At 53.2% G+C, this 17,851-nt stretch carries 16 protein-coding genes and 1 pseudogene; 11 read left to right on the top strand and 6 right to left on the bottom strand.

The window, feature by feature from the left end:
- Positions 1-182: 182 nt before the first annotated feature.
- Together PCH01S_RS15220 and PCH01S_RS15215 are read right to left on the bottom strand one after the other, a co-directional pair.
- Entirely contained in the window at positions 183-1,931 is a 1,749-nt protein-coding gene (locus PCH01S_RS15220) for a sensor histidine kinase (RefSeq protein ID WP_042230619.1), read from the bottom strand.
- Entirely contained in the window at positions 1,928-2,686 is a 759-nt protein-coding gene (locus tag PCH01S_RS15215) for a response regulator transcription factor (protein WP_042230618.1), read from the bottom strand. The genes PCH01S_RS15220 and PCH01S_RS15215 overlap by 4 nt, the downstream gene beginning before the upstream one ends.
- A 238-nt stretch (positions 2,687-2,924) precedes the next feature.
- On the opposite strand from PCH01S_RS15215, the gene PCH01S_RS15210 reads away from it, so the two are divergent.
- A complete protein-coding gene (locus tag PCH01S_RS15210; protein WP_042230616.1) occupies positions 2,925-3,929 on the top strand; it encodes a M23 family metallopeptidase in 1,005 nt (334 codons plus the stop codon).
- A 144-nt stretch (positions 3,930-4,073) separates the two neighbouring features.
- Positions 4,074-4,994 carry an S-layer homology domain-containing protein gene (locus PCH01S_RS15205; RefSeq protein WP_241688731.1) on the top strand — a complete coding sequence of 307 codons (921 nt, stop codon included), beginning with the start codon at positions 4,074-4,076 and terminating at the stop codon, positions 4,992-4,994.
- 370 nt (positions 4,995-5,364) lie between these two features.
- Here the strand turns inward: PCH01S_RS15205 and glpX are convergent, their stop codons facing one another.
- A complete protein-coding gene (glpX, locus tag PCH01S_RS15200; protein ID WP_042230614.1) occupies positions 5,365-6,345 on the bottom strand; it encodes a class II fructose-bisphosphatase in 981 nt (326 codons plus the stop codon).
- Between the two features lie 271 nt (positions 6,346-6,616).
- On the opposite strand from glpX, the gene PCH01S_RS15195 reads away from it, so the two are divergent.
- The 7 genes from PCH01S_RS15195 (at position 6,617) to PCH01S_RS15170 (ending at position 12,639) form a co-directional block, all read left to right on the top strand.
- The gene (locus PCH01S_RS15195; protein WP_042230612.1) at positions 6,617-6,808 is read left to right on the top strand and encodes a GapA-binding peptide SR1P; all 192 of its coding nucleotides are present in this window, start codon (positions 6,617-6,619) and stop codon (positions 6,806-6,808) included.
- Positions 6,777-9,467, top strand: a complete 2,691-nt coding sequence (gene ppdK / locus PCH01S_RS15190) for a pyruvate, phosphate dikinase (RefSeq protein WP_042230610.1) — start codon at positions 6,777-6,779, stop codon at positions 9,465-9,467. The genes PCH01S_RS15195 and ppdK overlap by 32 nt, the downstream gene beginning before the upstream one ends.
- A gap of 60 nt (positions 9,468-9,527) precedes the next feature.
- Positions 9,528-10,169 carry a helix-turn-helix transcriptional regulator gene (locus PCH01S_RS15185; RefSeq protein WP_129112533.1) on the top strand — a complete coding sequence of 214 codons (642 nt, stop codon included), beginning with the start codon at positions 9,528-9,530 and terminating at the stop codon, positions 10,167-10,169.
- 20 nt (positions 10,170-10,189) lie between these two features.
- Positions 10,190-11,008, top strand: a complete 819-nt coding sequence (locus tag PCH01S_RS15180; protein ID WP_042230607.1) for a pyruvate, water dikinase regulatory protein — start codon at positions 10,190-10,192, stop codon at positions 11,006-11,008.
- A gap of 194 nt (positions 11,009-11,202) precedes the next feature.
- Positions 11,203-11,547 carry a DUF3139 domain-containing protein gene (locus PCH01S_RS15175; protein WP_042230605.1) on the top strand — a complete coding sequence of 115 codons (345 nt, stop codon included), beginning with the start codon at positions 11,203-11,205 and terminating at the stop codon, positions 11,545-11,547.
- 135 nt (positions 11,548-11,682) lie between these two features.
- Complete coding sequence (locus tag PCH01S_RS29820) at positions 11,683-11,904, top strand: DUF3139 domain-containing protein (RefSeq protein ID WP_084706610.1); 222 nt, start codon at positions 11,683-11,685, stop codon at positions 11,902-11,904.
- 102 nt (positions 11,905-12,006) lie between these two features.
- The gene (locus PCH01S_RS15170; RefSeq protein WP_042230604.1) at positions 12,007-12,639 is read left to right on the top strand and encodes a hypothetical protein; all 633 of its coding nucleotides are present in this window, start codon (positions 12,007-12,009) and stop codon (positions 12,637-12,639) included.
- Between the two features lie 469 nt (positions 12,640-13,108).
- Here PCH01S_RS15170 and PCH01S_RS15160 read toward each other — a convergent pair whose 3' ends face one another.
- Together PCH01S_RS15160 and PCH01S_RS29815 are read right to left on the bottom strand one after the other, a co-directional pair.
- Positions 13,109-13,465: a hypothetical protein gene (locus tag PCH01S_RS15160; protein WP_042230601.1), complete on the bottom strand. Its 357-nt coding sequence runs from the start codon at positions 13,463-13,465 to the stop codon at positions 13,109-13,111.
- Between the two features lie 118 nt (positions 13,466-13,583).
- Positions 13,584-13,682, bottom strand: a pseudogene (locus PCH01S_RS29815) (LuxR C-terminal-related transcriptional regulator); the annotation flags it as partial.
- A 193-nt stretch (positions 13,683-13,875) separates the two neighbouring features.
- Between PCH01S_RS29815 and PCH01S_RS15155 the strand changes: the two are divergent.
- Positions 13,876-14,739: a helix-turn-helix domain-containing protein gene (locus tag PCH01S_RS15155; protein WP_042230599.1), complete on the top strand. Its 864-nt coding sequence runs from the start codon at positions 13,876-13,878 to the stop codon at positions 14,737-14,739.
- 518 nt (positions 14,740-15,257) lie between these two features.
- Complete coding sequence (locus PCH01S_RS15145) at positions 15,258-16,577, top strand: hypothetical protein (RefSeq protein ID WP_042230595.1); 1,320 nt, start codon at positions 15,258-15,260, stop codon at positions 16,575-16,577.
- A gap of 450 nt (positions 16,578-17,027) precedes the next feature.
- Here the strand turns inward: PCH01S_RS15145 and PCH01S_RS15140 are convergent, their stop codons facing one another.
- Positions 17,028-17,579, bottom strand: a complete 552-nt coding sequence (locus PCH01S_RS15140; RefSeq protein ID WP_042230592.1) for a GrpB family protein — start codon at positions 17,577-17,579, stop codon at positions 17,028-17,030.
- Between the last annotated feature and the right edge of the window lie 272 nt (positions 17,580-17,851).

Genomic DNA, 17,851 nt, shown 5'->3' with positions numbered 1-17,851 from the left:
CGCGCGGCAGGGGCGTTTGCGCAGGCATGTCGCCCCGGGGCCCCTGCCGTCGCGCTCGACGGACACTCCCGCAGCGGCGCTGCCCGCTTGCGTCGCCCGTCTGCGCCGCCCGTCTGCGCCGCCCGTCTGCGCCGCCCGTCTGCGCTGTCGCGGCCCCGCGGCTTTAGCCGTGACTGCCGCTCCTAAAGCGTCACCGTTACGGACGTTCCCCGTCCCGGCTCGCTTTCCGCCGCAATGGAGCCGCCGAGCCGCAAGGCCAACTGCCTGGCAATCGCCATGCCGAGGCCGGTCCCACGGGTGGTGCCTTCCGTGTTCGTTCCGCGGTAATAGCGGTCGAACAGTTTACCCAGAGTCTGCTTATCCATGCCCACTCCGTTGTCTTCGACTCGAAGGATGAAACCCCCTGGCGAGGAAGCGGCCCACTCCGGGGCTTTCCGAAGGAATACCCGGATCTGCGTGGACGGAGGGTTGTGGCGGACGGCATTCGCAAGGAGGTTGTCGAGGATGCGGCGGAGCGCCTGCCGGTCGACGGAACGGACAAGCGCCTCCTCTTCCGGCTCGAACGACACGTTGGCGTGGGCGAACTCCGCATCGTTCACAACCCCCAGAATACAGCGGCGCACGAACTCGTTGAGTTCGGTTTGTTCCGCGGCCTGGGGCCTCTCGTCGTTGCTGAGACGGAAAGTCAGACTGAGATCGCCGATCAGCTCATCCATAAAATCCGCCTTATCTTTGATGATAGCCGCAAATTCCCGGATTTCCCGTTCCGTCCACGTGTATTGGGGCGTTTCGAGCATATGGGCGTACCCCTTGATGGAAGCCAGAGGTGTCTTTAAATCGTGCGAGATGCCGGATATCCACTCGTCCCGCGTCCGCTCCAGACGCCCACGGGCTTCCTCGGCGGAGCTTAAAGCGCCGGACAGATGCTCCATCGACTGCATGACATCTCCGTACAGGCGGTAGCGCCGCTTCAGGCGCCCGTCTCTTCGCCGGCTGCCCGATCTCCCTTTCGCCACGCCCGGCTCCGTATATTCTCCCCGGCTGAGCCGGTGCAGCCAAGCGAGGATATGCACGATCGGCGTGCCGAAGCGGTGGCCGTACCAGAACGCCGCTCCGACGAGCAGCACAAGCAGCCCGGCGGCCAGGCCGACGAATGCCGTAAGCATGACCTGCGCTTCCGTAGCCGGGAAGACGTTCTGCTCCGCGCTGCGCACGGGGGCATGGACGATCCAGGTGCGGCCGTCCTCCAGGCTGCGCGAAGCGGAGGCGAACCCGTAACGCTCGCTGTATTGGCGGCGGAGCGCCAGATCCTGCAGCGTATAGACCGCGGGGATCGAATCCGGCCGGTTGTACGAAGCGAGCTCCCTGCCGCTGCGGTCGAGAAGCTGGAGAATGGCACCGGACCGGTCCAGCCGCTCCCGGATGGAAGCGGGTATCTCCGGCTGCTTATCCCCGGGCGGACCTGCGGCGAGAATCTCGTCCAGCAGAACGTTTTCGGCGCTGCGTTTTCCGTAGAGCAGCGTATAGGTCCTGCCGTCTTTTTCTTCGATCCAGAGAAAAAGGGTGTAGGGGAACGGCTTATTTCCCGTCCAGTAATCGATAAATTCTCCGGGCTCGTACTGTGCCGGAACATCGGCAGGCGTCCCGTAGGACCGGATAACGGCCCCGGTTTCATCCACCGCCTGCAGCCAGCCGCCGGACCGGAGCGCTTTGTCCAGCAGATCCTCGTCGAAGATCAGCTTCCCGTTCTCCGTCCGGACCGTTTGGACGAGCATGGACATGCCGGCTTTGCTGAAATCACGGTTCATTTCGAGCTTTGCCATGCCGGTGAGCATATAGGCGACGGCTCCGCCGATCAGCAGCAGAATAAAACTGCTCACGGTTACAAGCTGAATGACAAAACGAACAATCAGCCGTTTTCGGACCGTCACGGTACGCGTACCTCCTGCGGAGCAGCCGGGCGCACAAGCTTGTAGCCGAGTCCGCGCACCGTCACGAGAAAGCGGGGATCGCCGGGATTTTCCTCGATTCTTTCGCGTATGCGGTGAATATGCACCATCACGGTATTGTCGTCTCCGTAGCTGTCCGTTCCCCATACCTGCTCATACAGCTGCTGCTTGCTGAAAATCCGGTTCGGGTGGCGGCACAGAAATACGAGCAGTTGAAACACGAGTGCCGGACACGCCAGACTTTGCCCCTGCACCCGGAGTTCTCCGGCCTGCACGTGAACCTGAAAGCGTCCGTAGTCGTAGTGCTCGGAAGCTTCTTCCGCCGCCGCATCGGCAGCTCTCGGATCCCCGGCTTCCGGCGCGGTTCGGACATGTCGTCTCAAACGGGCTTTGATGCGTGCCGCCACTTCCAGAGGATTGAACGGCTTCGTCACATAATCGTCTCCCCCCAGGGCGAAACCGGTCAGTTTATCGAGATCGGAGCCCCTGGCGGTCAGAAAAAGAATCGGCGCATCCGTTTCGGCCCGCAGCAGCGGGCAAATGTCGAAACCGCTTTTTCCGGGGAGCATGACATCCAGAACAATCAGATCATAGGTCTGACGCTTGCAGGCCTCCAGAGCCTCCTCGGCGGTTGAGACGGTATCGATCCGCGTAAAACCTTCCTTGGCAAGAACTTTCTCCAGCATATGCAACAGAGCCGGTTCGTCGTCGACGATCAACAGCCGGGCTTCTTTCATACAAAACCGCTCCTTTATTCCATTCTTGTTCCCATCATATCACGATCGGGTGAACCCGTCTGAAACAGCACCTTAACGGAACCTTAACGAAAGAGGAAAAGAAAGGCTTCGAAAATAAGCTTCCGGTAATGCGGCGTTTCGGCTGAGGTAATGTCCGGATGGTACGCTGAACGTGCCGGAGCAGACAGATGAGACAGAGGCTCCGCGTTCTTAAGGAAATCGTAAAGGAGAGGGAGAAATGAAACGAACAGCGACGATCTGGGGGATGGCAGCCGTACTGCTTGTTCTTCCGGGACTTGCCGGTTGCGGCAGGACGGAGGCGGAGCCGTCCTCGGCCGTTTCGCCTGCGCCCCCGGCAGCATCGCCGGATGCGGAGAAAGAGGCGAAGTTTGAGCCGGAGAACCTTGCGGCCCTATTTTTGCAGGGGAAAATCAAAGAGATTTACAGCCGCTTCAGCCCTGAATTCAAGAAAGACGTGAGTCTGGAGCAGTTAAGCGAACTGGCCGGAGATTTCAATAAAGATGTCCGCGCATACAAGCTGCAGAGCAAGCTGCCCCTCGGGGACGGGGATCGTTACGTATGGACGGACGAGTCCGGGCAAAAAGGGCTGACGGCCGCTATCGACGGCAAGGGGGTCATCCAGGGGCTTCAATTCGTGCCTCTCAAGACGTATCCGGCTTCGGACGAAGCATTCAGCCGCGCGGAATTTTCCCTTCCTTTCCGGGGGGAGTGGACCGTGTTCTGGGGCGGAACGAACGTGCTTCTGAATTATCATTACGAGCATGAATCCCAGCGGTACGCCTACGACCTTGTGCAAATCAAGGGAACTTCCAGCTACACCGGCGATCCGGGCAAACTGGAGAGTTATTACGCGTACAACCAGGAAGTGACGGCTCCGGCTCCCGGCATCGTGAAAGCGGTGGAGAACGGCAGGCCGGATAACCCGATCGGGCAGACCGACGAGAAGAATCCCGCAGGCAATCACGTGATCATCGATCACGGCAGCGGTGAGTACAGCTTTCTGGCCCATTTCAAAAAAGGCACGATCACGGTAAAACCCGGAGACAAAATCGAACGGGGCCAGCTTCTCGGGCGTGTCGGGAACTCAGGCAATACGAGCGAGCCCCATATCCATTTTCACGTTGCGGACGGGACGGATTTGTTCGGGTCGAAGTCGGTCCGCATCCGTTTTGAGGGGGGAGCCGCGCCCAAGCAGGGCGACGTTCTAAAGGGAGTCCGCTAAGAAACGTAAGTCCTCCATTCTTTTTGTCGAAAGCCGCTCTTTTATCTATAGAAGGAATTTATGGAATCGGTTAAAATAGGTAAAAGAGATGCAACATATCGCATGAACGGCTCGTCAGAAAGAGAAAGAGTGGAGGTGAACATTATGAAAAAAATGACGAATATCGTCCTGTTGGCCTCGTTGCTCGTGTTCTCGCTCGGTTCCTCGGCGTTCGCGTTTTCCGATTTGAAGGGCAGTCCCGATGAGGCGGCCATTCAATCTTTGCAAGAGAAAGGAATCGTTGAAGGGATGGACGGCGACCGGTTTGCACCGAATACATCGATGACGGCGGCTCAGGGCGTACAGTTGATCGTTAAAGCACTTGATTTGAATCTGGGCAAAATCCGTTTCATCCGCGCGCCTAAAGCAAGCGACAGTTTCACGAAAGCCAAGGATGACGTCTGGTATTCCGAATCGTTCATCATTGCGGCTATGAACAGTCTTCCGATCGGCCGGGATATCGATCCCCAGCAGACGCTGACACGGGAGCAGTTCGCCGAATGGCTTCATGCCGCGGTGGAGAAAACTGGCCCTTATCCCGTTGTGAACATGTTCGTGAACATTGCGGATCAGGCGGAAGTGACGCCGGGCAGCATGAACGCGATTCAGGTTCTGCTCCTGACCAAGATCGCCAAGCTGGACGATGCGTCGAAGTTCAATCCGAAGAAGCCCATTACCCGCGCCGAAGCGGCTGTAATGGCTTATAACGCGATGGAATTCGTTGCGAAGCACAGCAAGGCGGAGGAGCCTGCGACAGCTCCTTCCGAGGAAGAAGGTGTTAAGGTCATCGTAGAGAAACAGAGCGATGAGCTTAACAAGGTCACCCTCTCCCGCGGTCTTCAGCCTAACCCGGGTTACGGAATCACCATCGACCGGGTCGACTACGTTTCGGATTCGGAAGCCGTAGCCTACTACACGCTGCGCAAGCCCGACCCGGACAAAATGTATCCGGCCGTCATGACCGAAGCGAAAGCTTCCGTCACGGTCAAAGCCGGTTATAAGGTAACGGCTAAGCCGTCGAAGTAAAAAGCCGCGGCGGCATAAAGTCCCGCAGGTCCGGCAGTAGGGGAGTGAGGCTCCTCCGTTGTCTCGGACTTAGGGCGATGCCCGGCATCCCGAACACCTCCCTGAAATCGGATTCCACGATTTCAGGGAGGTGTTCGGCGTTTACGGGACGTCCCGCCGATCCCCCGGGAGTGAGGAACCCCACGCGTGCGGCCGGCCACCGCGCTGCGCCGCAACATGCGCTTGAGATTCACGCGCGTTGGAACACACTTTCGATCAGGTTTCGGCTGCCCGGCCCCTGCTTCCGGGAGAGCCGCAAGAAACAGCAAAAAAGGACGCGATCCGAGTGATCGCGTCCTTTTTGCCTTTGACCAAGCCCCCTGAACCTAGCCTAGCCCACCACAGCCACAGCCAAGGCGACCGGCTTGCTCGGCAGATGGTGAATCGAGCGGACATACCGGATCGTCCGCGTTTTCGCGCGCATGACGATGGAGTGCGTCTCGGCCCGCTCGGCGGAGAGAAAGCGCACGCCGCCGAGGAAATCTCCCGGCGTGATGCCCGTGGCGGCGAAGATGACATCGTCGTCGCCGATCATATCCGGCAGGCGCAGCAGCTTCGCCGGATCGTCGATGCCCATCGCGCGGCAGCGCGCCGCGTCTTCTTCGCCGGACGGCATGAGGCGGCCCTGCAGCTCGCCGCCCAGACAGTGCAGCGCGGCCGCGGCCAGCACGCCTTCCGGCGCGCCGCCGGAGCCGATGTAGAGATCGACGCCGGATTCCGGGAACGCCGGCGCCATCGCTCCGGCTACATCGCCGTCGCTGAGCAGCTTGAGCCGCACTCCGACCCGGCGCAGCACGGCGATGTGCTCCGCATGGCGTTCGCGGTCGAGGATCGACACCGTCAGATCGGCGATGTTCTTGTCGAGCAGGCGGGCGGCCGATCGCAGCGTCTTCTCCAGAGGCTCGTCCAGACTCAGCTTTCCGCAGAGCGCGGGTCCGACGGCCAGCTTCTCCATATACATGTCGGGCGCGTGCAGGAGTTTGCCTTTGTCTGCGGCCGCGATAACCGCGAGGGCATTGTTGAGCGCCTTGGACACCAGTTCCGTGCCTTCAACGGGGTCAACGGCAATATCGACTTCCGGTCCGTCCCCGCTGCCTACGCTCTCTCCGATATAGAGCATGGGCGCCTCGTCCATCTCGCCTTCGCCGATCACGACGGTTCCTTTCATGGAAACGGAACGGAAGGATTCCCTCATAGCGGCGGTTGCGGCGCCGTCCGCCTCGTTTTTATCCCCGCGTCCCATCCAGCGTGCGGCCGCAAGAGCGGCGGCTTCCGTAACACGTACAATTTCCAAGGACAGTTCTCTCTGCATCTTCTTTTTTTCCTCCACATCTTTAATATGACGCATATATAAATTAATGTGTTGTACTAAATACTAATATATGATATAAAATAAGTGAAATCAATCCTTGTTTGAGGATTATTTTGAAATGTGCAGCCTAAATGCTGCATGTTATGCTCACGATGGGACGAACTTTCCTCTTTCTAAAAAGAATGAAAGGGATTTCATCATGAACGGGATTATGACGTCATATATCTTCATTAAGAACCAACAACCAATCACAGAGGAGCGATGAAAAACAATGAGCAAGGCGAAATCGGACGTCATGCTGGGAACTCTGCTCTGCAAATGGTGCAACGAGATCGTAGGGGAATTGGATACGGAGAAAGTGACCTTGTATTACACGCAATGTAAAGATGGCGCCTGCCGGGCAGCCGTAGACAAAGAGGGAGTGGGACACAATGAGCAAGCAATGGCTGATGCACTTTTATGAGGGAAATCAATCACTAGCGGGACTTCTTGGCGGCAAGGGCGCCAATTTGGCCGAAATGACCCGGGCGGGGCTTGCCGTTCCCCCGGGGTTCACTCTGACTACGGAAGCTTGCAGAGCTTACTATATAGAAAGCCGGCTGCCGGACGGTCTGCTCGCGGAAGTGCGCGAAGCGATGGCGGAGCTTGAACAGAGCAAAGGACAGCGTTTCGGGGACGCGGCTTCGCCGCTCCTCGTCTCGGTCCGTTCGGGTTCGGTCACGTCCATGCCGGGCATGATGGATACGATTCTAAACCTCGGCCTGAACGACGATACGGTGGAAGGCTTGGCCGCCGCCACCAAAAATCCGCGTTTCGCCTATGACTGCTACCGCCGTCTGATCCAAATGTTCGGCAGCGTCGTTTTCGGAATCGAGGGAGCCTGGTTCGAGAAAAAACTTCACGCGCTGAAACAGGCTGCCGGAACGGAATCCGACCAGGATATTCAGGCGCAGGACTGGCAGGAGCTGATCGGCACGTATAAAGCGCTAATTCTGAAAAGAGCGGGCGTCCCGTTTCCGCAGGACGTTTACGAGCAGCTCCGGCTGGCCGTCGAAGCGGTTTTCCGCTCCTGGAACAACCAGCGCGCGCAAATTTACCGCCGGTTGAACGGAATCCCCGACGAACAGGGAACCGCCGTCAACATCCAGGCCATGGTATTCGGCAATCTTAACGAAGAAAGCGGCACGGGTGTTGTGTTTACACGCAATCCGAGCACGGGAGAGAGAGTCCTGTTCGGCGAATATCTGACGAATGCGCAGGGGGAAGACGTCGTCGCGGGCGTACGCACGCCGCAGCCGATCGCGAAGCTGGCGGGGGACATGCCCGCCGTTTACGACAAGCTTGTAGGGATGGCGGAGCTGCTGGAGCGGCATTACCGCGATATGCAGGACATCGAATTCACCGTTGAAAACGGGACGCTTTACATGCTCCAGACGCGCAACGGCAAAAGAACGGCTCAAGCGGCCATGAGAATCGGCGTGGAGCTTGTCCAGGCGGGCATCCTGACGAAGGAAGAGGCGCTGCTCCGCGTAGAGCCTTCGCACCTGGATCAGCTCCTTCATCCGAGCCTGGATGAAAGCGAAGCTCCTGCGGCGCTGGCGACGGGCCTTCCGGCATCGCCGGGGGCGGCTTGCGGACAGGCCGTCTTCACGGCGGACGAAGCCGACGCCTGGGCGCGTGCGGGCAAAGCCGTCATTCTCGTCCGGACGGAAACGACGCCGGAAGATATCCACGGCGTGCTCGCCGCGCGAGGCGTGCTGACGTCCCGCGGCGGCATGACGAGCCATGCGGCGGTCGTGGCGCGCGGCATGGGCAAGCCGTGCGTGTGCGGCTGCGAGCTGCTGGCCATCGACAGCGAAGAGAAGCAGGCCTCCATCGGCGGGACGGCGATCCGCGAAGGCGACTGGCTCACGATCGACGGCGCCACGGGGCGCGTCATGATCGGCGAAGTGCCGCTCAAGGAAGCGGATATGTCCGCCGAGCTTCAGCTGATGCTGGAGTGGGCGGACGACGTGCGGCAGATGAAGGTGTACGCCAACGCGGACAATCCCGAAGATGCTGCGAAAGCGCGCAGCTTCGGAGCGGAAGGCGTCGGCCTGTGCCGCACGGAGCACATGTTCCTCTCGCCGCAGCGGCTGCCGATCGTCCAGGAGATGATTCTGGCCGACTCGGATGCGGCCCGCGGTGCCGCGTTGGAGAAGCTGCTGCCGATGCAGCAGGAAGATTTCGACGCCATCTTCCGCGCGATGGCCGGCCTGCCCGTGACGGTCCGGCTGCTGGACCCTCCGCTGCACGAGTTTCTCCCGAACCTGGAGGAGCTTGTGGCCCGCCATGCGCAGCTTACCGCCGCGCGGTCCGGCGCTTCCGGTCCGGATGCCGAGCTGCAGAAGCTGGAGTTCCTGATCCGCAAAGTCCGCGGCCTGCACGAGGTGAACCCGATGCTGGGGCAGCGGGGCTGCCGGCTCGGCATTCTGTTCCCCGAAATCTACAGCATGCAGATCGAAGCGATTTTCGGGGCGGCCCTGGCCTGCCTGAACGACGGCGTCGACGTCTCGCCGGAAATCATGATCCCGCTCGTGGGTCACGCCAACGAGCTGCGCATCATGCGCGGGCTGGTCGACGAGGTCGCGGACAGCATGCTCGGCGACCTGCAGGCCCAGGTCAATTACCGCGTCGGCACGATGATCGAGGTGCCGCGGGCCGCGCTGACCGCGCCGCAGATCGTGCAGCATGCCGACTTCTTCTCGTTCGGCACGAACGATCTGACGCAGATGACGTTCGGATACAGCCGCGACGACGCGGAGGGCAAGTTCCTCACGCATTACGTCGACAGCAAGCTGCTGCCGGACAATCCGTTCCAGGTGCTGGACCGCGACGGCGTCGGCCAACTGATCGAACTGGCCGTTACCCGCGCGCGCGCCGCGAAGCCGAAGCTCAAAACCGGCGTCTGCGGCGAGCACGGCGGCGATCCGAAGTCGATCCGGTTCTGCCGGGAAACCGGCCTCGATTACGTGTCCTGTTCCCCTTACCGCGTGCCGCTCGCCCGTATAGCGGCCGCGCAGGCCGAGATCGAGATCGCCGCGGAAGAAGCCGCCGCCGGGCAGCAAAGGATTGTATCCTGACCGCATTTTATATATCATGGAGATATACCCGATTCACCTGCGGGAATCCGCCCGTGAGGAGTGAGAGTCATACAGCTGTCTCAGCGCCAGATGGAAATTCTGGAACTCATTCATAAGCAAGCGCCCATAACCGGGGAGCAGATTGCCGAACAGCTTGGCGTAAGCCGTCCGACCATTCGTTCGGATCTGTCTCTTCTGGTGATGCTCGGCCATATCAACGCGAAGCCGAAGGTCGGTTATTTTCCGAACCAGTCGTTTCGCGAAGAACAGGCGGGCGGGCTGAAACTGAAAGTCAAACAGGTGCAGTCCATGCCTGTCATCGTACGCAAAACCGCTACCGTGGGCGACGCCGTCGTCGCCCTTTTTGTAGATAACGTGGGCGGTCTGGTCGTAGCGGATGAAGAAGGCATGCTGCTTGGCGTCATTTCGCCGAAAGACCTGTTGAAAGTGACACTGGGCAACCCAGCGGCCGCCTCCATGCCGGTTTCGCTGGTCATGACGCGCAAGCCGCAGCTTGTTACGGTGACTCCCGATGACGACGTCATCGAAGCCGCCCGTAAGATGGCGGAGAACCAGGTCGATATGCTGCCTGTGGTCGTGCCGCATGAGAACGGCAGCGATACGCCGTCTCTGGAAGTGGTAGGGCGCATCTCCAAAACAACAATGACCAAAGTGCTGCTCGACGCAGCCAGGAAGTGGTAAGGAAGGGGAACACATACCGGATGGTTCAGGATGCACATGAGGCGCAGCAAACGATCACAATCTGCTCCGATTCTGTCGGAGAGACGGCGGAGACGGTCGTACGCGCCACAATCCGCCAATTTAACGGCCACAATGTCAAGATGCGGCGCATCGGGCATATTAAGCATGAAGATGAAATCCGCGAGATTATGGAGGAAGTGCACCGCGAAGGCGGCTTCGTCGCTTACACGCTCGTCCAGCCTGAACTGCGGGAAATGATGAAAGAAGAGGCGATCCGCCTGGGCGTCCGCGCCATCGACATCATGGGGCCCATGATGCAGGCGTACATCGACACGTTCGACGGGGCGCCGAGTCGTAAGCCCGGCCTCATGCACGAACTTGACGACGCCTATTTCCGGCGGGTCGAGGCCATTGAATTCGCCGTCAAATGCGACGACGGGCGCGATACGACTTCGATGATGAAAGCCGACATCGTACTCATCGGCGTGTCCCGCACCTCGAAGACGCCTCTCAGCATCTTCCTGGCGCACAAAGGCTACAAAGTCGCGAACTTCCCGCTCGTGCCCGAAGTGAAGCTTCCGAAGGAGCTGTTCGAGTTCCCCGGCAGCCGCATCGTGGCCCTCACCATGAACGCGGAGAAGCTGTTCAAGATCCGGATCGAGCGGCTGAAGACGCTGGGACTGCCGTTCGGCTCCCAGTACGCCACCATGAACCGGATCAACGAGGAGCTGGAGCATGCCATCAGCATTGCGAAGCGGCTCCGCTGCCCGGTCATTGACGTGACGGACAAAGCCATCGAGGAGACGGCGGGTCTGATCATTGAGTTTTTGCAGGCGTAAAGCCAATCGCGTGAGCGGTTGGGTGAAGCTCCCCGGTTATGGACCGGGGGGCTTTTTTTAATTGAAATTTTGAATAGACAGCAAGTGGAAGGAGGAATAAGGGGTTATCCAATATTTGACATTGTTTGGGTATGCCAGTAGCATGATAGTATCCTGAACCTGGCCGTATTTGGCGAAAAGGAGCGGTGAAATTCATGCCTTGTGTCCGGCTCAAAAAATCCTCTCTGATCATCGGGATCGTTATCCTGCTGCTTGCGCTTTCCCCCTTTGCTTATTCCCGGTACACCCTTTATAACCTCGAAAGAGGAATTTTGGCTTATTTAACGGAAACGAAACACTACGAAGAGAAGGAAATCCTCAGCATTGAGGCAAAGATCAGCAAGACGCCGAGATATCCGATCTATGTAAAATTCGCGGACGAACCCGATGTCACGTATCTCTACATATACAGGGACGAGAAGTACATTCAAACTCCTCCCACCAGGGATGCTCGCGGGAACCTGATTCTTCACAAACATACCGAAAAAGAGACGTTATGATCGTTTTAAGCAGCCGCTTGCAAAACTGCTGTTTCCCGCCTTTTTTCTCTCATCCATGGCTGTCAACTTTTAGCAGGGAGAAAATCATGCGGAACCATATCCCGAACGCCGTAAAAAGAACTATGAAAGTATCTCATTGAGTCCAGGAAATATGCCGATGAGGAGATTTTAAGTATCAAAGGGAAGCATAGTAAAACGCCTGCGTATCCCGTTTATGTTAAATTTAAAGATGAACCCGGCGTAACTTATGTGTACACCCATAACGGGGACAAGTGGATTCAACTAGAGGCAGCCCGAGATCAATATGGAAATCTGCCTAAGTACAAACATGATGAAAACCCGAACTTGATAAAATAACAAATCAACCGGAATTATCAAAGCGGCAGGGCATCACGGGGAGCAAGGGTGCGCATACTTGACCGAAGAAAGGTTAACATGGAGGAGATGAACTAATCTGTCATGGTCGTGTTTACTATAGATATTAGAAAAGTATATGTGTACACCCATCGTCTTCAAAAGGACGGCACATTTAAAGAGGTCGAACAAAACTTATCCATACAAGAGGGGGATGCGGTGTTTGAGGATTACGATCTTGCCGAACAATGGATGAAAAACAACCCCGTGGTTTACGTGGATGATGAAAAAATTTATAACGAGTCTGAAACCTATTCGTTCGGATCACCCGCTTTCAACATCAGGCAGCATCGCACGTCCCTTCCCCAAAATATTTTCTTCACGAAAAAGGAAGTTGCGAACGTTCTGGAAAATGGCGATGACGAAGTTAACCATGTTCTGGTTGTGGATTACGACGGAATTGTACATTTACTACCGGAATGCAGCAATTTGCGCGGATACGCTGTAAGGTTCGAGACTTTTATAGCTGGAAAAGGTTATGTGGGGTCCACAGGTAATCTCCGTCATCTGGATGAAACCTATCGTGCTTTGTTAGATGCCTGGGTCGAGCATCTGCATCACGGAGATGAGGCTTACAGGGATTATGACATCGGGAAGATCACGGTAGAGGAATTGCAAAAAGAGGCTGAAGCTTTAGTTGCTAAAATGAGGACTCTGGGTTCTGAGAAGGAGAGTTGATTAACTTTTGACCTATTTTATTACTTTTATCCTTAACTTTATAGTAGCTTACTTTATTTATGACGATTCCAGTTTCCTTAAACCTTTCATCCATTCTGTCTTTATACTGATTTTGGTGGTTGGGATGGATTTAATTTTTAAAAGCAAAAAGAAAAGACCATTCAAGTGAAAGCACAAATAAGAAATAAATAACGGAGGATGGGCTGATTAATTCGATTATCGCAAGGAGGTTTTGATATTATGAAAGACCTAATATATAGTGTGCTAATCGCCATCCTCATAACAATAGCCGCCTCTTACGTCGAAAGACCTGTTAGTTTTTATTTTTTCGTGATTTGCCTAGTTATCTGTTTCGGTGTGGGCTGGATCGTTGAAAAGATAAGTAAATATATTTCGAAAAATAAAAAGAGTAAGCAATTTAAAGATTAATGGAGGATGACGGATTAAATTCAGGGAATTTATCATCCGGTCACTTTTGTAATTGACAAATGGAGAACTCGCCTTCGTAAATAGAAACATTCAATAAGGTTCCGTCTGATTTTTTAAACATGTAAGTTGCGCCCGCACTTAGATCCCCTGCATAAGTCCAGCCATGTTTTTCAATTTGTCTCTTAGAGCTGTTTTTCAAGCCATCTGTCTGATGAATGCCCGGAGCTGTATAAACGTGTATTGTGCCTGCTGAATCCGGAATGGTTTTTTTGAGAACGGCGTTACGTGGGACGGGATATCCTTCTGGCGAAATCGTGTATTGAGCTGTTCCTGACCAAAAAAGGTAACCAGCACACAAAATAACCAAAAGTAAAGCTGGCATAAAAATTTTTCTCATAATTTACCGCCTTCTTGATTTGTCACTATTTTTAATGCTGGTGGACATGCAACTAAAAAGAACATAGGTAAGAAGACTCTTACAAACGATACTCCTTGCCCTGGCAAGGGTGGCTGCGTCAGATTTTTAGCTCCCCGAGCTTGATTAGCTCGACTACCGCCTGTGAACGACCTTTTACATTCAACTTTTGCATGACATTCGTAATATGTTTTGTAACACGCATAGTTAAAACCCAGTAACGGCGCGGTTTTGACGGTTTCAGCGTGTCCCCCGCCCGCTTCCCTACAACGTGACTTTCCTATAACGTTAACAATTCTTCACTTCATTCGTCACACAACGCATTCCCCCGGCGACATATTGATTTGCGCAAGACAAGCGCAACGAAACTACATTCAATGGGGGACAATCAAATGAACACTAATGAACTACGAAACAAACGGCACGACGAGCAGCGTATTTTCTTCAAGGTTGATGTTTTGGCGGTTCGCGGCGGCATAATCGCCAAGATCGGGGCAGACGGTTTTGCAACGCTTGCAACGATCGCTTCGTTTATGGACGAAGACGGCGTATGCTATCCGACGCAAGAAACACTTGCCGAAATGATGGGTGTTACCCGCTTCACCGTAATTAAGCGTATCCGCACGTTGTTAGAAACGAAGCTTGACGACGGTACACCTGTCCTTGAACGAGCGTGGAGAAATCGCACAGGCGGTGGCGTTGGGAAACAGTCTGTATATAAAGTCAACATGGCTTGCGGCGTATCAATGGGGCGCGATTCTAAAGACGTTAAAAGTATTGACGTTAAAGAATCGCACGTTAGCGAAATACACGTTGAAGAAAAGCACGCGCTAATGTTGAAAAACGGTACGAATAACGTGTACAATTTCAACGTCTTGGATGTTGTCGCAGCTTCACACAAAGAAGAACCAGTATTTAAGAAGAACCAAGAAGAAGAACCAATAAAAGAAGAAAGAAAGGACAAGCTTTCTTATCTATCTATTCCTTCGGAAAATGCCAACGACAACAATATACACTTACCCCAGGTCGTTAAGGAAGACGTCGAGCATAAATCCTTTAATTGGGGTGAGGAATGGGAAAAGGATTTCGGCGATGCAGACCGAGAACGTAGACGTAAATCCGAACGCCCATTAACCGCAAAAGAAAAGGCGGATATTGAAGAAATTCAGAATAGCCGAACGGTGACTTATTCGCTATCAGACGAAATGTTCGAAGCAGCATTCGGGGTTAAAAATAATACTTCGACTTCTTGTTAAAGTCACAACTAGTATAACTGTATATATGACAAGACGTGTACTCCTACGGGTTCGGGGTTCACGTCTTTTTATTTACCCGTAGCGTCACAAATTGTATAACGCGAGGTGACATAATGAATGCAATTGAACAGTGATACAGTCCGCCTTATCCGGGCGAACACGCAAATGAACCAAGTACAACTTGCTAAAATCGTCGGGATTTCACGCGCACTACTTGCAAAGATCGAAACGAATGCGAAGCCGATTTCGAATAGCGTCGAAAGGCGTATTCGTACCGCATTCGGGCTAGACGACGAGAAAATAAGTCAACTACTTAACAATGCGCTTTACAGCGTACCGGGGAGGAATTAACCAATATTACCAGACTGCCCCCCGCCAATATGAAGAACATTTTGAATGACTTTATGTAGGACTGCAATGAAACTTAATGAATTATTTTTGGAATCGGAGTTAACTATTTACTTATTACGCCGATATATTACAAATAACATATACTTCAATGAAGAGAGAGGTCCGCGATGCAAACGAATGGTATTTACGCATCATCAACTCCAAGCACTATAGTAGCAAAGAATAACCAGCTTGCTACTAAAGTGCTTGTCCCTGCAAGTAACAATGCTTCTGATGCAGTAGAGATGTACACCCCGAGTGTGATTGATGAAGGACAACAAGAGCTTCGTGCATTGGGAGGCCAGTGGATTGTTGGAAGGGAATTTACATCAGTTCAAGGTACGGACTACTCAAAGAATTTTCTGGATGATGTAAGCGGGTTTCTGGTAAAAAGCGCATATGAGCGTGATCTACTGCTTCAGCGTTACACAGGAGACGAATTGAGTCAGCATCTTGAGCAATACGATAAGCAAGTTCAACTCAAAATAGAGGATATCGCGCAGACAACAGCGAGCACTTTGTCTCAATATTTGAATTTTGAAAATGATTCTATTTTTGGAGGTAGCAAGGAGACACAAGGAGAGTTCCTCTCCACCTATAAGCCGATCTTCGACAAGGATGAGTTGACCGATCGTATTAAGAATATGCTACAGGAACAGTCCCGGCTTCTGGGCAAGTTACAGGAGGAGCAGGGGGACCAGTGGAAGCAGATCATGGAACAAGGCGGCAAGGGGATTACAGACTTTCGGGATTTACTGAAGGAGGAGGCAAGTAAAGCCTCTGTAGGAGAATCTACCTCTTTTCAAGATATTAGTTACCGTGATGTAGCAGGAGTATTCGATGCACTGGTACACACAACAGCTAAAGCTATGAACACGTTTACTTTTGATACGGAATGGATGGCTAACAATTTAGGGACCGCACGTCTCAAGCTGGATCTTTATTTGCAACAATCGCCTATGTCGTCAGCGATTAAGGAGCAGCTCACGCAGTCCGTAGATAAGGCAATGAGTACCAAGATGGGAATCGCAGAATATGACGACTATAAATTCTCTCTTATCTCAACGCCTTCCTTCCGCAAACAATTTGCTTCACATCAAGAAATGTCATTGGAAATAAAGCGAAAGTACAGCGCCCATCTACAAGACCTTAATGCCAAGAAGTCTGTAGGAACGATCATGTGGGAGAGCATGAAGGGATTATTGAATCAGAAGCCGGAAGATCTTCTCAGTGGCCTGATGAACGCCTTCAATAGTCTGCATCACAGCCTCATATCAGCACCGAGTATGCAAGGGGATGTAGGTCCAAAGGCCAAGCTTGAATTTGCAAACCAGGTACGAGATGCGAATCTAGAGGACTGGAACAGCTTCATTTCTTCTCTGAATATGGGTCAACAGCAGAAGAGCGCGCTTACGATACCCAAGAATAGTATTGATATTAAAGTATAGTCGTGAATAACGTAGAGCTTCTGTCCGGAATTCAGCCGGGTAGAGGCTCTTCATATGTGTTCTAGTTCGCAGCTTCAATTCTCGATAAGGGGAATATCAAGCCGAATATTGCGAATGAACCTGAAAATGGGTAAGAGCTAACCGCCATCAGCAGTGGACCGTGGGCATTGGCGCCATTTTCAAAAGTGAGTACGGTCTCGAGAAAATAGGGGAAACAATATATGTCCCAACTCCTCTGTCGAAGAAAAATGCACAAATGTAAGGACATTGTACAAGTCGTGAAATGCCATTTGCTTCTAGGTAGCAAAGATGCATATATTCGATAAGTACGGGTTACGTTACAAAAAATAAGCAATCATAAAAAAGAAGGACAATGGAATAATTCGTCCTTCTTTTTTATGGATCATTTAGGCCAATACGATTCAACCGGCGCTGTACTAAAAAGACGAACTAATCAACCCATACGTTTTGAAGAGGAAGTCCTCGCTCTGTTCGCGCCAAGTCAACAACACGTTGGATAAAGTCAGTTTTTGCCCGCGTGTAACCTTCAGGATCTGAAGGATATTGTTCAGCCAACGTTCGTTTTAGTTCCCCATACTCTATTACGAAATCAGGATGGGCACGAAGGTAATCGCGAAATAGTAGTTCATTTCTTTCGTAAAATCCTTCAAGCGGAAAGATATGCAAATGATGCGTACGTGCTCCTGCGTGTTCTTTTACAAAGAAGTGTCGCCCGGTCTTGAAGGCTCCAATATAACGATAGCCTGAATTGCTAAGCAGGTTTTCATAGATTTGCTTATCAAGCAACGTATGAACTGCAGCGGAAATATCGATAATGGGCTTTGCGCCTTGATTGGGTATTGAAGTACTCCCGGTATGTTCAATGGCAGCGATGTGTGGAGCCAGTATTCCAAGCAATCGCTCTTTCTCTTTTTCAAATTCCACAGACCAGTCAGAACTGTAGGGAACTATGTTGACTAAATAATGTTGTTGAGCGGACATTCTTTCACTCTCCCTTTTTTCTATATTCAAGATAACCGTTTACAAAAACGTGAGGAGGATTACACCAATTCATGTTTGTTTTGTCAATATTGCAAATGATCGCTTGTCGTTGTAAGGTAACCAGCACACAAAATAACCAAAAATAAAGCTGACATAAAAATTTTTCTCATAGTCTACCGCCTCTTGATTTATCACTATTTTTAATGATTGTGGACATGCAGCTAAAAAGTACACAGGTAAGAAGACTCTTACAAACGATACTCCTTTAACAG

Origin of the sequence: Paenibacillus chitinolyticus NBRC 15660 (assembly GCF_000739915.1) — a bacterium.
GTDB classification, from domain to species: domain Bacteria; phylum Bacillota; class Bacilli; order Paenibacillales; family NBRC-103111; genus Paenibacillus_F; species Paenibacillus_F chitinolyticus.
The sequence above is the reverse complement of the archived record's forward strand: the minus strand, read 5'-3'. Positions and strand labels throughout refer to the sequence as shown.

Excerpts from the sequence above, each read along its gene's own strand:
- PCH01S_RS15215 (WP_042230618.1), bottom strand. The coding sequence starts at position 2,686 with ATGAAAGAAGCCCGGCTGTTGATCGTCGACGACGAACCGGCTCTGTTG.
- PCH01S_RS15170 (WP_042230604.1), top strand. The coding sequence starts at position 12,007 with ATGGTCGTGTTTACTATAGATATTAGAAAAGTATATGTGTACACCCAT.
- PCH01S_RS15195 (WP_042230612.1), top strand. The coding sequence starts at position 6,617 with ATGAGCAAGGCGAAATCGGACGTCATGCTGGGAACTCTGCTCTGCAAA.
- PCH01S_RS15205 (WP_241688731.1), top strand. The coding sequence starts at position 4,074 with ATGAAAAAAATGACGAATATCGTCCTGTTGGCCTCGTTGCTCGTGTTC.
- PCH01S_RS15175 (WP_042230605.1), top strand. The coding sequence starts at position 11,203 with ATGCCTTGTGTCCGGCTCAAAAAATCCTCTCTGATCATCGGGATCGTT.
- PCH01S_RS15145 (WP_042230595.1), top strand. The coding sequence starts at position 15,258 with ATGCAAACGAATGGTATTTACGCATCATCAACTCCAAGCACTATAGTA.
- PCH01S_RS15160 (WP_042230601.1), bottom strand. The coding sequence starts at position 13,465 with ATGAGAAAAATTTTTATGCCAGCTTTACTTTTGGTTATTTTGTGTGCT.
- glpX (WP_042230614.1), bottom strand. The coding sequence starts at position 6,345 with ATGCAGAGAGAACTGTCCTTGGAAATTGTACGTGTTACGGAAGCCGCC.
- PCH01S_RS15155 (WP_042230599.1), top strand. The coding sequence starts at position 13,876 with ATGAACACTAATGAACTACGAAACAAACGGCACGACGAGCAGCGTATT.
- PCH01S_RS15140 (WP_042230592.1), bottom strand. The coding sequence starts at position 17,579 with ATGTCCGCTCAACAACATTATTTAGTCAACATAGTTCCCTACAGTTCT.
- ppdK (WP_042230610.1), top strand. The coding sequence starts at position 6,777 with ATGAGCAAGCAATGGCTGATGCACTTTTATGAGGGAAATCAATCACTA.
- PCH01S_RS15210 (WP_042230616.1), top strand. The coding sequence starts at position 2,925 with ATGAAACGAACAGCGACGATCTGGGGGATGGCAGCCGTACTGCTTGTT.
- PCH01S_RS15180 (WP_042230607.1), top strand. The coding sequence starts at position 10,190 with ATGGTTCAGGATGCACATGAGGCGCAGCAAACGATCACAATCTGCTCC.